The 14,581-nt window shown below is 67.4% G+C and carries 13 protein-coding genes; 5 read left to right on the forward strand and 8 right to left on the reverse strand.

All coding sequences use genetic code 11. From position 1 onward, the window contains the following. Positions 1-40 precede the first annotated feature (40 nt). Entirely contained in the window at positions 41-730 is a 690-nt protein-coding gene (locus tag AC57B5_RS24615) for an RNA pyrophosphohydrolase (RefSeq protein WP_012207280.1), read from the reverse strand. A 93-nt stretch (positions 731-823) separates the two neighbouring features. On the opposite strand from AC57B5_RS24615, the gene AC57B5_RS24620 reads away from it, so the two are divergent. Together AC57B5_RS24620 and AC57B5_RS24625 are read left to right on the forward strand one after the other, a co-directional pair. Next, positions 824-2,569, forward strand: a complete 1,746-nt coding sequence (locus AC57B5_RS24620; protein ID WP_496400523.1) for a proline--tRNA ligase — start codon at positions 824-826, stop codon at positions 2,567-2,569. Beyond that, a complete protein-coding gene (locus AC57B5_RS24625; protein WP_063328228.1) occupies positions 2,566-3,219 on the forward strand; it encodes a lytic transglycosylase domain-containing protein in 654 nt (217 codons plus the stop codon). Before AC57B5_RS24620 ends, AC57B5_RS24625 begins: the two co-directional genes overlap by 4 nt. Positions 3,220-3,273: 54 nt before the next feature. On the opposite strand, the gene paeA is transcribed toward AC57B5_RS24625, so the two are convergent. The 5 genes from paeA to hemA all read right to left on the reverse strand — a co-directional run bounded on the left by paeA (position 3,274) and on the right by hemA (position 8,736). Then, positions 3,274-4,647 (reverse strand): polyamine export protein PaeA, encoded by a 1,374-nt coding sequence (paeA, locus tag AC57B5_RS24630; protein ID WP_123690472.1) that lies wholly within the window; start codon positions 4,645-4,647, stop codon positions 3,274-3,276. A gap of 187 nt (positions 4,648-4,834) precedes the next feature. Next, positions 4,835-5,158 carry a Grx4 family monothiol glutaredoxin gene (gene grxD / locus AC57B5_RS24635; RefSeq protein WP_012207276.1) on the reverse strand — a complete coding sequence of 108 codons (324 nt, stop codon included), beginning with the start codon at positions 5,156-5,158 and terminating at the stop codon, positions 4,835-4,837. Positions 5,159-5,274: 116 nt separating this feature from the next. Then, positions 5,275-6,144: a peptide chain release factor N(5)-glutamine methyltransferase gene (gene prmC / locus AC57B5_RS24640; RefSeq protein ID WP_496400524.1), complete on the reverse strand. Its 870-nt coding sequence runs from the start codon at positions 6,142-6,144 to the stop codon at positions 5,275-5,277. A gap of 10 nt (positions 6,145-6,154) precedes the next feature. After that, positions 6,155-7,237, reverse strand: a complete 1,083-nt coding sequence (prfA, locus tag AC57B5_RS24645; RefSeq protein ID WP_063328226.1) for a peptide chain release factor 1 — start codon at positions 7,235-7,237, stop codon at positions 6,155-6,157. Positions 7,238-7,410: 173 nt separating this feature from the next. Further along, positions 7,411-8,736: a glutamyl-tRNA reductase gene (gene hemA / locus AC57B5_RS24650; protein WP_197944160.1), complete on the reverse strand. Its 1,326-nt coding sequence runs from the start codon at positions 8,734-8,736 to the stop codon at positions 7,411-7,413. 72 nt (positions 8,737-8,808) lie between these two features. Here hemA and AC57B5_RS24655 point away from each other — a divergent pair, with 72 nt between their 5' ends. After that, entirely contained in the window at positions 8,809-9,084 is a 276-nt protein-coding gene (locus AC57B5_RS24655) for a hypothetical protein (protein ID WP_013800828.1), read from the forward strand. A gap of 55 nt (positions 9,085-9,139) precedes the next feature. On the opposite strand, the gene AC57B5_RS24660 is transcribed toward AC57B5_RS24655, so the two are convergent. Then, positions 9,140-10,063, reverse strand: coding sequence for a LysR substrate-binding domain-containing protein (locus AC57B5_RS24660; protein ID WP_496400525.1), 924 nt, complete (start codon positions 10,061-10,063; stop codon positions 9,140-9,142). 147 nt (positions 10,064-10,210) lie between these two features. Between AC57B5_RS24660 and AC57B5_RS24665 the strand changes: the two genes are divergently transcribed. Together AC57B5_RS24665 and AC57B5_RS24670 are read left to right on the forward strand one after the other, a co-directional pair. Further along, entirely contained in the window at positions 10,211-11,203 is a 993-nt protein-coding gene (locus AC57B5_RS24665) for a tripartite tricarboxylate transporter substrate binding protein BugE (protein ID WP_496400526.1), read from the forward strand. Beyond that, positions 11,203-12,108, forward strand: coding sequence for an N-formylglutamate amidohydrolase (locus tag AC57B5_RS24670; protein WP_013800830.1), 906 nt, complete (start codon positions 11,203-11,205; stop codon positions 12,106-12,108). The genes AC57B5_RS24665 and AC57B5_RS24670 overlap by 1 nt, the downstream gene beginning before the upstream one ends. Here AC57B5_RS24670 and AC57B5_RS24675 read toward each other — a convergent pair. Continuing rightward, the gene (locus tag AC57B5_RS24675; protein ID WP_496400874.1) at positions 12,105-14,534 is read right to left on the reverse strand and encodes a DUF3772 domain-containing protein; all 2,430 of its coding nucleotides are present in this window, start codon (positions 14,532-14,534) and stop codon (positions 12,105-12,107) included. The two genes, AC57B5_RS24670 and AC57B5_RS24675, sit on opposite strands and share 4 nt — an antisense overlap. Positions 14,535-14,581: the final 47 nt, after the last annotated feature.

Genomic DNA, 14,581 nt, shown 5'->3' on the forward strand with positions numbered 1-14,581 from the left:
AGCGCACCCTCGGGTGCGCTTTTGCATGGAGCTTTTGGCTTCAGGCCTTGCCTGGATCGGGGTGCAAGACCTGCTGCTGCCCTGACTGTGGATCAGGGTCGAAGCAGGCACCAGGCGGCAGCTCCATGCCGGGATTGACGCGAAAACTGCCTGAGCGCGCCGGATGCAAGCCTGGAGCGCCATAGGTCTCGGGGCCTGTTTCATGGGCTTCCCTGGGGCGCATGCCGCTGCGAAGATAGCGGTTGCGCTGCTGCTCGCCGCGTGGCAGAAAGCGTGCCAGCTCGGTCAGGGCCATCTCGTAGACGCCGCGTTTGAACTCCACCACCACATCCAGTGGCACCCAGTAGTCATTCCAGCGCCAGGCGTCGAATTCGGGGTGGTCGGTGGCACGCAGGTTCAAATCCCAGTCGTGACCCATGAGTTGCAGCAAATACCAGATCTGCTTCTGGCCTTTGTAGTGTCCGCGCGCATCGCGGCGGATGTACCGGTCTGGCACCTCGTAGCGCAACCAGTCCCGGGTGCGGGCGACCACGCGAACGTGGTTGGGCATCAACCCCACTTCCTCATGCAGTTCCCGGAACATGGCCTGTTCGGGTGTCTCCCCCCGGTCAATGCCGCCCTGTGGAAACTGCCAGCTGTGGGTGCGGATGCGCTTGCCCCAGAACACCTGGTTCTTTTGGTTGAGCAGGATGATGCCGACGTTCGGGCGAAATCCGTCCCGGTCAAGCATAATCGAACCCCAATTTTCTGAATTGTGTCCATTATGCACGGTGCCTTGCCAGCGGCAAGCACGCTGCCCCGATTCCCGCGAAGCCCCTGATCCATGAAAGCCTCCCAATTTTTCATCTCCACCCTCAAGGAAGCTCCGGCCGATGCCGAAGTGGTCAGCCACAAGCTCATGACGCGGGCCGGCCTGATCAAGAAGCTGGGCGCAGGCATCTATAACTACATGCCCATGGGGCTGCGCGTGATCCGCAAGGTCGAGGCCATCGTGCGCGAGGAAATGAACCGTGCCGGTGCCGTGGAAGTGACCATGCCCGTGGTCCAGCCTGCCGAGATGTGGGAGGAGACGGGCCGCTTCGAGAAGATGGGCCCCGAGCTGCTGCGCATCAAGGACCGCCATGGCCGCGACTTCGTGATCCAGCCCACCAGCGAAGAGGTGGTGACGGACATTGCGCGCCAGGAGCTCAAGAGCTACAAGCAGCTGCCCAAGAATTTCTACCAGATCCAGACCAAGTTCCGCGATGAGCGCCGCCCGCGCTTTGGCCTGATGCGTGGCCGCGAGTTCATCATGAAGGACGCCTATTCCTTCGACAAGGACCGCGATACCGCCCAGATCAGCTACCAGACCATGCGCGCGGCCTACAAGCGCATCTTCGATCGCTTCGGCCTGCAATACCGTGCCGTGCGTGCCGACAGCGGCGCCATCGGCGGTGATCTGAGCGAGGAATTCCAGGTGATCGCCTCCACGGGCGAAGACGCCATCGTCTACTGCCCCAGCAGCGACTACGCCGCCAATATCGAGAAGGCCGAGGCCCTGGCGCCTGCAGGCCCCCGTCCCGCTGCAGCCCAGGCCATGGCCCGTGTGGCAACGCCGGGCAACAGCACCTGCGAATCCGTGGCCGCCCAGCTGGGCCTGCCGCTGTCGCAGACGGTGAAGTCCCTGGTGCTGGCCACCGACAAGCTCGACGACAAGGGCGATGTGGCGGGAAGCCAGGTCTGGTTGCTGCTGCTGCGCGGCGACCATGAGATGAACGAGATCAAGGTGGCCAAGGTGCCTGGCCTGGACGTGGGCTTCCGCTTTGCCACTGTGGCCGAGATCGAGGAGCACTTCGGTTGCCAGCCCGGGTACCTGGGCCCCATCGGCCTGAAGCAGCCCGTGAAGCTGGTCGTGGACCGCGAGGTGGCCGTGATGGCCGACTGGGTCTGCGGCGCGAACGAGGCCGACCTCCACATCACCGGCGTGAATTTTGGCCGTGACCTGCCTGAGCCCGATGTCGTGGCCGACCTGCGCAATGTGGTGGCCGGCGACAAGTCCCCCGATGGCGCAGGCGAGCTGGCCATCGAGCGTGGCATCGAAGTGGGCCATGTGTTCTACCTGGGTACCAAGTACTCCCAGGCCATGAATGCCACCTTCCTGGCCGAGAACGGCAAGCCCTCGCTGTTTGAAATGGGTTGCTACGGCATTGGCGTGACGCGCCTGCCCGCTGCAGCCATCGAGCAGAACCATGATGAGCGCGGCATCATCTGGCCCGACGCGATTGCGCCCTTCACCGTGGTGGTCTGCCCCATCGGCATGGACCGCAGCGAGCCCGTGAAGGAAGCCGCCGAGAAGCTGCATGCCGAGCTGCTGGCACTGGGCGTGGACGTGATCCTGGATGACCGCGGCGAACGCCCGGGCGCCATGTTTGCCGACTGGGAACTGATTGGCGTGCCGCACCGCGTGGTGCTGTCCGACCGGGGCCTGAAGGAAGGCCAGGTCGAGTACCAGCATCGCCGCGACACGGAAGCGACCAAGATGGCCGCTGCCGATGTGCTGGGCCATCTCAAGCAGAGGCTGGGTCTGTGAGCCAGGCCCCCGTGATAGCGCGCCGCGATTGCCTGCGCCTGGCGGCCTCGCTGGGTGCTGCGCCGTTGCTGGGCGGGCTGGCCGCGCCCGCCTGGGCTGGCGGGCAGCTGGAAGAGCCGCTGGCCGATTCGGTGCGCACCGCGCTGAGTTCGGCCGTCACGGGATCGGCGCCGCCCGAGCTGCGCTTTGCCTCCACCGAGGCCCGCATGGACTACCTGCGCTGGCTCACGGCCAGCAGCGAGCGCCTGCGCTCGCGCAAGCCCGAACTTGCAACACGGCTGGAGTTCCTGCAGACCGTCTGGTACGAGGCCAAGCGCGCCGGCCTGGAAGTCTCGCTGGTGATGGGACTGGTGCAGGTGGAGAGCGCGTTCCGCAAGTTCGCCATCTCCAGCGTGGGCGCGCGCGGCTATATGCAGATCATGCCGTTCTGGATGCGGCTGATCGGCGATGGCGACATCGGCAAGCTGTTCCACATGCAGACCAATCTGCGCTTTGGCTGCGTCATCCTGCGCCACTATCTGGACCGCGAAAACGGCGATGCCTACATGGCGCTGGGCCGCTACAACGGCAGCCGCGGCCAGCCCCAGTATCCGAATGCGGTGTTCGCTGCGCAGCGCCGCTGGGAGATCGAGCCCTCGCGCTCGGCCTGAGGGGCCTCAGGCTGGCGCCTGGCGGCAGTCCTGCAGGCCTGCCTTGCTGCGTTTTCAGGACGACGTGTCCGACGACATGCTGGACACCTTGGCCACGGCGGCGGCCGTGTCGCCTGCGTTGGGCGGCGCGGCCGGGCTGCTGCCCGACATGCGCGTGACCAGCACCTGGTCGATGCGATAGCTGTCCACATCCATGACCTCGAAGCGGTAGCCGCCCCATTGCACGGTGTCCGTGCGCCTGGGAATGCGCCGAAGCATGACCATGAGAAAGCCGCCCAGGGTTTCGTAGTCCTCGGAATGCGGCAACTCGTCGAGCTCCAGGGCCTGCATCACATCCTCGACCGGCGTGACGCCATCGATCAGCCAGGAGTTCTCGTCGCGGCGCAGGATCTGCTCCTCGTCGCCGGGGCTGACCAAGCCGCCCATCACCGTGCTCATCACGTCATTGAGCGTGACCACGCCGACCACCAGGCTGTATTCGTTGACGATGACGGCAAAGTCCTCATGCACCTGGCGGAACTGCTCCAGTACCTCGGCCAGCGTCAGGCGGTCCGGCACGACCAGCACCTTGTGGACCAGCGAATCGTCCATGAGCGACAGGGACTGGTTGTTCAGCGCGCGCTGGAACAGGTCCTTGGCATCGACATAGCCGACGATGTGGTCGATGTCGCCGTCGCACACGGGGTAGGTGGAAAAAGGCTCCTCGGCAATGCGGACCCGGATCAGTTCATCGGGGTCGTCGCGGTGGAAGTAGGCGATGCGGTCGCGCTGCGTCATGGCCGAGCCGATGGTGCGCGAGTCCAGCTCGAACAGGTTGGCGATCACCTGCTGCTCCTTCGCGGCCAGCACGCCTGCGCGTGCGCCGGCTTCGGTCATGGCCAGGATGTCTTCGTGCGTGATGCGGTCATCGCGCACCGTGGGCAGGCCGAACAGCTTGGCAACGGCGTCGGCCAGGTGGTTGAAGCACCAGACCAGGGGCTTGAGCACGGCCATGCACCAGAGCATGGGGCGCAGCACGCGGATGGCAAGGGCCTCGGGCTCGGCCATGCTCAGGCGCTTGGGCAGCAGGTCGGCAAACAGGATGAACAGGGAGGTGACGCTGGCGAACGAGAGCAGGAAGCCCACGGTCTGCGCACGGCTGTCGGGCAGCCAGAGCATCAGCAGCTCGGCCAGATAGGGGGTCAATGCCCCTTCGCCCACCACGCCGCCCAGGATGGCGACGGCATTCAGCCCAATCTGCGTGACCGTGAAATATTCGCCCGGCTGGGCCTGCATCTTCATGACCAGTTCGGCGCGGGGTTCGCCGTCCTCCATCATCTGCCGCAGTCGCAGGCGCCGCGAGGCGGCCAGCGAGATCTCGGCCACGGAGAAGAAGGCACTGGTCAATATCAGCGCGACGATCAACAGCAGACTTTGGGACAGACTCATAGGCAGGGCGGAGAAGCGGGCGCAGGCGCGCTTTTCCGGATGTGAAAGATGTGACCATTCGACCACACATCGCATGCCCCTGGCCCTGAGGCATGCCCGGGGAGTCCGCCGGCAGCGCGGCACAGGCGAAAAAAAGCCACCCGAAGGTGGCTCGATGCTGCGCCGAAGGCGCGTGGTGCGAGAAGGCTCAGGCCTTGGGTGCCAGCAGCTGCTGCAGCTCGCCCGACTCGTACATCTCCATCATGATGTCCGAGCCGCCGATGAACTCGCCCTGCACGTAGAGCTGGGGGATCGTGGGCCAGTTGCTGTAGTCCTTGATGCCCTGGCGGATTTCCTGGTCTTCCAGCACGTTGACGGTGGAGATGTCCTTGGTTTCCACGCCGCAGGCCTTGAGGATCTGGATGGCGCGGCCAGAGAAACCGCACATGGGAAAGCTGGCGCTGCCCTTCATGAACAGCAGGATGTTGTTGCTCTTGACCAGTTGGTCGATGCGTTGCTGGGTGTCGCTCATCTGTGTGGTGCTCCGGGGTCGTGGTGGGCGCCGCAGGCGCGGCGGCATGGATGGGATTATTTCACTCTCGGCGCGGACTTTGAAAGCATGCGGGATTGCTGCGCCCAGGCCAGAGCTCAGGTCAGAGCTCTGGCCTGCCCTTGCCATTGCCCGCCCGTGCAGCGGGCAATGCCGCCCAAGTCGTGGCGATGCTGCACGTCGCCAAAGCCGGCATGGCACAGCAGGGCGGCCACGGCATCGGCCTGGTCCCAGCCATGCTCCATCAGCAGCCAGCCGCCGCGGGCCAGCAGCGCGGGCGCCTGGGCGATGATGGCGCGGATATCGGCCAGGCCATCGGCACCGCTGGCCAGCGCCGACAGCGGCTCATGCGCCAAGGCCTGCAGATGCGGATCGTCATCACGGATATAGGGCGGGTTGCTGACGATGAGGTCGAACGGTGCCTGCCCTGCCAGCGGCTGGAGCCAGCTGCCATGCGCGAACTGCACGCCCAGTCGCAGGCGCGTGGCATTGGCGCTGGCCACGGCCAGTGCGTCGGCGCTGGCATCCACGGCCCAGACCGTGGCGCCGCGGCGCTGGCTTTGCAGGGCCAGCGCTATGGCGCCGCTGCCGGTGCCCAGGTCCACCACGCGGCAAGCGAGGCCTGCCTGGGTCTGGGCAGGCATGAGCTCCAGCGCCCAGTCCACCAGGGTCTCGGTATCGGGGCGTGGGTCGAGCACACGCGCGTCCACGGCCAGATCAAGCCCGTAGAACTCCTTGTGGCCGAGCAGGTAGGCAACGGGTTCCGCGCCAAGGCGGCGTGCGCACAGCGCGGCATAGGCCTCGGCCTGGGGGCCGGTCAGCATGTCCTCGTCATGGGTCAGCAGCCAGGCGCGGCCGCCAGACTGGCGCCCGAGCACATGCAGCAGCAGCATTTGCGCGTCGATGCGCGCAAGCCCCAGGGCCTGGGCCTGCTGCAGCGCTTCTTTGACGATGGGTGGATTGGCCATGGCCCGGGCCTCAGTTGTTGACCTGCAGCTCGGCCAGCAGTTCGGCCTCGCGTGCGGCCTGCAGCGCGTCGAGCACATCGCCCAGGTCGCCTTCCATCACGGCCAGCAGTTTGTAGATGGTGAGGTTGATGCGGTGGTCGGTGAGCCGGCCCTGCGGGAAGTTGTAGGTGCGGATGCGGTCGCTGCGGTCGCCGCTGCCGATCAGGCCCTTGCGCAGTGCGGCCTCCTTGGCCTCGCGCTCGCTGCGCTCCTTTTCCTGCAGGCGCGCCTGCAGCACCTGCAGGGCCTTGGCCTTGTTGCTGTGCTGGCTGCGGCCGTCCTGGCACTCGGCGACGATGCCCGTGGGCAGGTGGACCACACGCACGGCCGAGTCGGTCTTGTTGATGTGCTGGCCGCCGGCGCCGCTGGCGCGGAAGGTGTCGATGCGCAGGTCGGCCGGGTTGAGCGTGATGGCCTGGGTTTCGTCCGGCTCTGGCATGACGGCCACGGTGCAGGCGCTGGTGTGGATGCGGCCCTGGGTCTCGGTGGCCGGCACGCGCTGCACGCGGTGGCCGCCGGATTCGAAGCGCAGGCGACCGTAGACATCCGTGCCTTCCACGCGCAGCACCACTTCCTTGTAGCCGCCCAGCTCGCTCTCGTTGGCGCTCATGATCTCGACCTTCCAGCCCACGGCGTCGCAGTGGCGCGTGTACATGCGGGCCAGGTCGCCTGCGAACAGGGCCGATTCGTCGCCGCCCGTGCCTGCGCGGATTTCGAGGTAGGCGTTGCGCGCGTCATCGGGGTCCTTGGGCAGCAGCAGGCGCTGCAGCTCGTCCTCCAGCTGGACCAGCTCGGCCTCGGCGCTTGCGATTTCCTCCTGCGCCATGTCGGCCATGTCGGGGTCGGAGAGCATGTCCCGCGCGGCGGCCAGATCGGCCTCGCGCTGGCGGTGGCGCGCATAGCGGCCTGCAATGGCGGTGACGTCCGCGTGCTCGCGCGAGATGGCGCGGTACTGCTTCATGTCGCCCATGATGTCTTCGCGCGAAAGCAGGAAGTTGAGTTCTTCAAGGCGCTGGGCGTAGCGCTCCAGTTGTTGGCGCAGAAAGTCTTGCATGGTGTGGGGCGGTGGTGCGAAGGGCTGCTCGGGCAGCACTGCGGCAGGAAACGTGGGGGCCTGGAAGGGCGGATGGGCCGTAAAAACCGGGAGGGGCGGGGAGGGGCCGCAAGTGAGGCCGGGGCGCCACAGGCTCGCTGGCGCGCGGCCCTGCGCAGGGGCGGCGAGCGCCGCTAGAGCGCCTTGTCGGGGGCCGTGCCGCGCGGGCCGCTTTGGGCCGAGCGCAGGAACAGGCGCGAGACCGTGTCCATGGTCTGGCTGCGCTGGTCGGCATCGCCCTTGTGCAGCTCGGCCAGGGTGCCGTGCAGCATTTTCTGCGTGAGGCCGCGCGACAGGGCCTCCAGCACGGTGTCGATGTCTTCGCCCTTGGCCAGCAGCTTCTTGGCGCGCGCAATCTCCAGCGCACGCCATTCATCGGTCTGGGTGTTGAGCTGGCGGATCAGCGGCACCACGCCGGCCTGCGGGCGGCGCTGGTCCAGCCAGTGCATGAAGCTTTGCACGCCATGGTCGATGATGACTTCGGCCTGCTCGACCGCTGCCTGGCGCTGGGCCTGGCCCGTGCGCACCACGGTGGCCAGATCGTCCACGGTGTAGAGGTAGACGTCGCGCAGGTCCTTGACCTCGGATTCGATATCGCGCGGCACGGCCAGATCGACCATGAACATGGGGCGGTGCTTGCGCTTCTTGAGCGCGCTTTCCACGGCGCCCAGGCCGATGATGGGCAGGCTGGACGCCGTGCAGCTGATCACGGCATCGTATTCATGCAGATGGTCGGGCAGGTCGGCCAGCCGCATGGTGCCGGCGCCGAACTGGGCAGCCAGCTTCTCGCCGCGCTCCAGCGTGCGGTTGGCGATCATGATCTGCTTGGGGTGGCGGGCCGCGAAATGGGTGGAGACCAGCTCGATCATCTCGCCCGCGCCCACGAAGAGCACCTTGATCTGGGAAAGGTCTTCGAACAGCTGGCCGGCCAGCCGCACGGCGGCAGCGGCCATACTGATGCTGTGGGCGCCGATCTCTGTGGAGCTGCGCACTTCCTTGGCCACCGCGAAGCTGCGCTGGAACAGCTGGTTCAGCGTGCTGCCCAGGGCGCCTGCGTTCTCTGCGGCGCGCACGGCATTCTTCATCTGGCCCAGGATCTGGGCCTCGCCCAGCACCATGGAATCGAGTCCGCTGGCCACGCGGAAGGCATGGCGCGCCACATGGCCGTCTTCCAGCAGATAGGAGTGCGAGCGCAGCAATTCGGACGAAATACCGCCGCTGTTGGCCAGCCAGTGCAGGGTGTGGTCCATGGCCGGCATTTCGGCCGCGCAGTAGATCTCGGTACGGTTGCAGGTGGAGAGAATGGCGGTCTCGACGGCGCTGTGCTGGCGGCCGGGGCCGGTCAGCGATTCGCGCAGGCCCTGCAGCGTGGGCACGATCTGGTCAAGCGCGAACGCGAAACGTCCCCGCATATCAAGCGGAGCCGTGTGGTGGTTGATGCCGAGTGCCCAGACTGCCATAACCCGGGATTATAAAATTTCGCGCAGTTTCAGGCATCCCTGATCACAACACCCTGGAATCGGAGCCCGCACATGGGATGGATTGCGAGTACGAATCATTGGCTGAACTTCCTGGCGCCTGCACTTTTCCTGTCGCCGGCCCTGATGTTGTGCGCGCTTTTGATCTATGGGAAATCGCAGCAATCCCTTGCCTGGTGGTTGCAGGTTGCTATCAATTTGGTTGTTGGTGCGCTGGTGTTGCTGGCCGGTTTGTGGTGGTTCGGGCGCGATGCAAAGATGGCCACCTACACCGCCCTGGTCCTCGTGATGGCGCTTTGCCAGTGGGTGCTTTCGCGCGGCTGGCGCTGATGGCTGACAGCAAAGATTGATGCAGATCAACGGAAGAGGGCGTTTCTCCCGGCGATCAGGGGCCTGAGACTGCGGCTGGAGGCACGGCACCCGGCGCGGCCTGCTCCAGCAGCCATGCGCGGAACTGCACAAAGGCTTCGGAAGGCATCCGCGCAGCCGGGCGGCACAGAAAGTAGCCGCGTTCGATGTGGACGGGTGCAGGCAAGGCAAGGGCCACGCGGCCGGCGGCCAGGACTTCCTCCACCAGGCAGCGCTGCACCAGGGCCACGCCCATGCCGGCGGCCACGGCCTGGACCAGCAGGGCCACCAGTTCGAAGTCCGCCGCAGGCGCGGGGCAGGGCCCGGGCAGGCCGAGGTGGCTCATCCAGCGCGCCCAGTTGCCAGGGTAGTTGGTGTGAAACAGCAAGGGGCGCGCAAGCACATCCGCTGCGCTGCGAATGGCTTGCGGGCCCTGCAATTCGCGCGGATGGCAGATGGGCACCAGATCGCGGCCCACCACATAGTCGGCCACCACATGGGCGGGCCAGGGCTCGCTGCCCACGCGCAGCCAGCCGTCGATCTCGGCGGCGGACAGCGGGTCATCGCGCCGGTAGGGGGCGAACGAAAGGACGATGCCCGGATGCAGGGCATTGAATCGCGGCAGGCGTGGAATCAGCCAGTGGCTGAACAGCGTGGGAACGACCGACAACCGCAGTTGCGGGCCGAAGTGGCGCCTGCGTGCGGCGGCCGAGGCCGATTCGATGGCGTGTACGGAGGGCTCCACGGCCTGCAGATATTCACGGCCAGCCTCGGTCAGCACGCTGCGCCGGCCCTGGCGCTGGAAGAGGGCAAAGCCCAGGTGCTCTTCCAGCCGGGCGATGGCGCGGCTGATGCCGCCCTGGGTGACATACAGCTCCTGGGCTGCCAGCGAGTAGCTGCCCAGGCGCGCCGCCGCCGCAAAGGCGTGCAGCTCGGAAAGCGAGGGAGAGTGCATGCGCATGACGGATGCAATTATGACGGTTTGTCATAGTTGCTTGCCGTCTTGTCTCTTTTCGCGCGTGCGGCGGCTGTCCAGAATCGGCGCCTGTTCCGCGAAGCCCTGCCCGCAGCAGGCCGCTCTTTCATCCATCACGAGAGGAAACACACCATGGCAATGCGCCGCACCCTGTTGTCCAGCCTGGCCGCCTGCGCCGCCACTGCTCTTTTGGCTCCCGTCGCCTGGGCCCAGGGCCCGGCTGCCGACTATCCCAGCCGGCCGATCCGCCTGGTCGTGCCGTTTGGCGCGGGCGGCTCCACCGATATGGTGGCGCGTCTGCTGGCCGAGAAGATGAGCGTGATCCTGGGCAAGTCCGTGGTGGTGGACAACCGGGGCGGGGCGGGCGGCTCCATTGGCGCCTCCGAAATTGCGCGTGCTGCGGCCGATGGCTACACCATCGGCATGGCTACGGTGAGCACGCATGGCTCCAACCCGGCCATCTTCCGCAAGCTGCCCTACGACCCGATCAAGGACTTCGCGCCCATCACCAATGTGATGTCCGTGCCCAGCGTGTTCGTGATCAACGCCAGCGTGCCCGCCAAGACCATGAAGGAGTTCATCGCCCTTGCCAAGGCCAACCCGGGCAAGTACAGCTTTGCCTCGCCGGGCACAGGCTCCCTGGGCCACGCCAACATCGAGAATTTCATGAACCTGGCCGGTATCGACCTGCTGCACATCCCCTACAAGGGCGCGGGCCAGGCCATCACCGACGCGCTGGGTGGCCAGGTCAATGCCATGACGGACAACCTGCCCTCCACGCTGCCCCACATCAAGGACGGCAAGCTGCGCCCGCTGGCCGTGCTGGCCTTCAAGCGCGCCGACGTGCTGCCCGACGTGCCCACCTACACCGAACTGGGTTTCCTGCAGATGGGTGATGGCGGCTGGTTCGGGCTGGTCGCACCTGCCGGCACGCCGCGCCCCATCATCGACAAGCTCAATGCGGCTGCGCACAAGGCCATGGCCATGCCTGACTACCTGGAAAAGCAAAAATCCATCTCGGGCGAGTCCATGGGCAACACGCCCGAGGAATTTGCCAAGCAGATCAAGGCTGCCATCGAGCGCTACACGGCCGTGGCCAAGCGCGCCAACATCAAGCTCGACTGATGGACCGCATGGCACAGACCGATTTTCTGCGCCCCCGGCCGGACACCCCGGTCGTGGTGCATCCCGCCACCGGCGAGGTGCTGCCCATCGTCTGCGACTCGCCGCACAGCGGCACGTCCTATCCCGAGGATTTCGGCCATGCCGTGCCCATGTCCCTGCTGCGCCGTGGCGAGGACACGCATGTGGCCGCGCTCTGGGACCAGTGGCCCGCGCATGGCGCAACGCTGATCGAGGCCACCTTTCCGCGCACCTACATCGACCCCAACCGCAGCGAGGCCGACCTGGACCCCGCCCAGATCGACGGCCAGTGGCCCGTGCCCCTGGCGCCCAGCGTCAAGACCCGCCAGGGCCTGGGCCTGATCTGGCAGCGCATCAGCCGGGACGGCGTGGCCACGCCGCTGTATGAACGCCCGCGCACGGTGGCCGAGGTGGAGCACCGCATCGCGCGCTACTGGCGTCCCTACCATGCGGCGCTGGCGCAGGCCATCGATGACAGCGTGCAGCGCTTTGGCGGCGTCTGGCACCTGAACCTGCACTCCATGCCCAACGATGTCTACAAGCGCCTGGGCCGTACCGACGCACCGCCGCTGGCCGACTTCGTGCTGGGCGACCGCGACGGCACGACCTGCGCGCCCGAGTTCATCCAGCTGGTGGGCGAGACGCTGGCGGGCTTTGGCTACAGCGTGGCCTACAACGAGCCCTACAAGGGCGTGGAGCTGATCGGCCGCATAGGCCAGCCCCACCTGGGCCGGCACAGCCTGCAGATCGAGATCCGCCGGCCGGTCTACATGGACGAGGACACGCGCGAGCCCAACGCGGGCTTCGAGCCGCTGCGCGGCCATCTGCGTGAGCTGATGGCCGTGGTTGCGGCGCATGTGCGCGCTGAAATGGCCGGGCGAGGCTAGGCCGGGCTGGCGGGGTCGCCGGGCAGGGGCGGCGTGCCTGGCGTGCCCGGCATGCCTGCCACCACCGGCGCCGCCACCGAGGTGGTGGCCGGTGGCGACAGGTACAGGCCCGCGCCCTTGAGCGATGCCAGGATGCTGAACAGCACATCGCTGCGCACCCCGCCCGCATTGCGCGGGTTGCCCACGTAGCCGATGGCCAGGAAGGTCAGCGTGCCGTTGGCGATGCCTTCGAGCTGCACCACAGGCTCGGGCGTGTCCAGGATGCCTTCATGCGTGCGAAAGGCCTCCAATATCAGGGTCCGCATGCGTTCGGCATCGGTGTCCAGCGGCGCGGGCAGGCGCAGCAGCACGCGCCCGGGCGCGCCGGCCAGCGTCATGTTGCGCACGGTCTTGGTGATGAATTCCGAGTTGGGCACGATGACGGTGGAGCGGTCGCCCAGCTGGATCTCGGTGGCGCGCACGTTGACGCGGCGCACGTCGCCCTCGGTATCGCCCAGCACCACCCAGTCGCCCACTTTCACGGGCCGCTCGGCCAGCAGGATCAGACCCGAGATGAAGTTCTGCACGATGGCCTGCAGGCCAAAGCCAATGCCCACCGACAGCGCGCTGGCCACCCAGGCGATGCGCTCCACGCTGATGCCCAGCCCCGCCAGCGCCACGGCCACCACGAAGATGCCGCCCACATAGCCCAGCAGCGTGGTGATGGAGCTGCGCATGCCCGGCTCCAGCGAGGTGTTGGGGAAGTAGCGGTCCGTCAGCCAGCGCTTGATCACGCGGATCACGATCAGGCCCGTGACGATCACGGCGAATGCGGTGAACAGGGCCTGCGGCGCCATGGTGAAGTCGCCCACCTTGAGGCTGTGGTTCACCGTGCTACCGCGGCGAAACACCTCGTCCGGCCCTGTGCCCAGCGGGGCCAGCAGGGCGATCACCATGTAGAACAACAGGGCCACGCGCAGCAGGCCCGAGACCAGCACCGAGGCCTGGTCGAGCAGCCGGCCCTCGATGCCCAGGCTCTGGTTCAGCCGGGTGCCGAAGCTGCCCTTGGACGACAGCAGGGCCTCGCACAGATCGTCGCCCAGCTGGAACAGCAGGTAGGTGGTGGCAAAGACCACGCCGGTCCACACCATCTGGCGCGCCAGCGTTCCGGCCAACGCCACGTAGCCGGTCACGGCCAGCGCAATGGTGGCAATGCTGGCCACCGCCGCGCAGGCCACGAGCAGGCCCACCCACAAGGGCCGGGGCGGCGCAGGCTCTGCCTGGGCGCCGTCTTCCTGCGCGACCGGCGCAGGCGCGCGCAGATGCCGCAGGGCCAGCATGACCACGGCCGAAATCAGCAGGGCCGACAGGGCGTGCACCGTGACCTCGGCGGCCAGGCTGGCACCGATGATGGCGTTGACCTCGGTCACCAGGCCGTTGAGCGCGGCTCCGGCGGCAATCCACCAGGGATAGGGGCTGAGCCGCTCGGCCAGCTCGTCCGACACGCCGGGCAGGCGCCAGGAACTGCGCCTGCGCGACAGCAGGGTCTGGCCCAGCGACACCACGAAGGCGCCGAACAGCGTGACCTGCACACTGGCCTTGGCCAGCGCGTCCAGCGATTCGCTGAAGCCATCGCCGGCCTTGAGCACGCTCCAGGCCAGTTGCGCTGCCAGGCCGATCAGCAGCGTGTTGATCAGCACGGTGGCCGCCGCGCGCAACGAGCGGCGCAGGCGGCCGCTGGGCAGGCGCGCGGGCGCGGCGCGCACCAGCAGACGCTCGGCCAGCCAAGGGCCGAGCAGGGCGATCAGCAAGGCGGCGGCCAGGCTGGCGATGAAGCCGCCCCGGCGATCGGACGCCATGGTGGAGGCGACGGCCTGGCGCAGCTCGCGCCCCAGGCCCTGCAGGCGCGCCGCGTCCAAAGGCGCGGCAGCGCGCAGGTTGCGCCAGAAGGGCCGGCCCAGCGGCGAGTCGGTGCGGGCCGTCAGCGCGGCCTGGAATTGTTCGCGGCGCTGGCGTATCAGCTCGTTGCCGCGCTGGTCGGCATCGACCGACACCAGCCGCGCGAGTTTGAGTTCGGAATCCACGGCGCTGCGCTGCCTGGCCAGGCTGGCGCGCTGCTCGGCCACATCGGGCGCATCGGCAGGGGCGCCTTTTTCGGGCGCGGGGCCCAGGCCGGCCAGGCGCGAATCGATGTCGGCCAGTTCCTCGGTGCGGCGGGCCGCCACCTGGTCGGCCGCCGTGCCAATGGCCGCAGCCTCGTCCAGCAGCTTGCGGCCGTCATCGTCCTCGGCCAGCTTGCGGGGAATGGCGTCCAGCTGCTTGCGCAGATCGTCCACGCTGGGCAAGGCGGGCCGGCCGTCGGGCGCCGCCGCCGTGGCCGCCGCTGCCGTGCGGTCCTGCGCATGGGCCGGAGCGGGCGTAGTGAGGACCAGCATGGCCAGGACCATCAGGCCGGTGGCCAGGCATTGGCGCAAGGCCTGCGCCCACGTAGGGC

The organism is Delftia sp. BGA-UO-ETr-SB1, assembly GCF_059567865.1.

Coding starts and splice junctions, on each gene's coding strand:
- AC57B5_RS24615 (WP_012207280.1), bottom strand. CDS start 730: ATGCTTGACCGGGACGGATTTCGCCCGAACGTCGGCATCATCCTGCTC.
- AC57B5_RS24620 (WP_496400523.1), top strand. CDS start 824: ATGAAAGCCTCCCAATTTTTCATCTCCACCCTCAAGGAAGCTCCGGCC.
- paeA (WP_123690472.1), bottom strand. CDS start 4,647: ATGAGTCTGTCCCAAAGTCTGCTGTTGATCGTCGCGCTGATATTGACC.
- grxD (WP_012207276.1), bottom strand. CDS start 5,158: ATGAGCGACACCCAGCAACGCATCGACCAACTGGTCAAGAGCAACAAC.
- prmC (WP_496400524.1), bottom strand. CDS start 6,144: ATGGCCAATCCACCCATCGTCAAAGAAGCGCTGCAGCAGGCCCAGGCC.
- prfA (WP_063328226.1), bottom strand. CDS start 7,237: ATGCAAGACTTTCTGCGCCAACAACTGGAGCGCTACGCCCAGCGCCTT.
- hemA (WP_197944160.1), bottom strand. CDS start 8,736: ATGGCAGTCTGGGCACTCGGCATCAACCACCACACGGCTCCGCTTGAT.
- AC57B5_RS24655 (WP_013800828.1), top strand. CDS start 8,809: ATGGGATGGATTGCGAGTACGAATCATTGGCTGAACTTCCTGGCGCCT.
- AC57B5_RS24660 (WP_496400525.1), bottom strand. CDS start 10,063: ATGCGCATGCACTCTCCCTCGCTTTCCGAGCTGCACGCCTTTGCGGCG.
- AC57B5_RS24665 (WP_496400526.1), top strand. CDS start 10,211: ATGGCAATGCGCCGCACCCTGTTGTCCAGCCTGGCCGCCTGCGCCGCC.
- AC57B5_RS24670 (WP_013800830.1), top strand. CDS start 11,203: ATGGACCGCATGGCACAGACCGATTTTCTGCGCCCCCGGCCGGACACC.
- AC57B5_RS24675 (WP_496400874.1), bottom strand. CDS start 14,534: ATGGTCCTGGCCATGCTGGTCCTCACTACGCCCGCTCCGGCCCATGCG.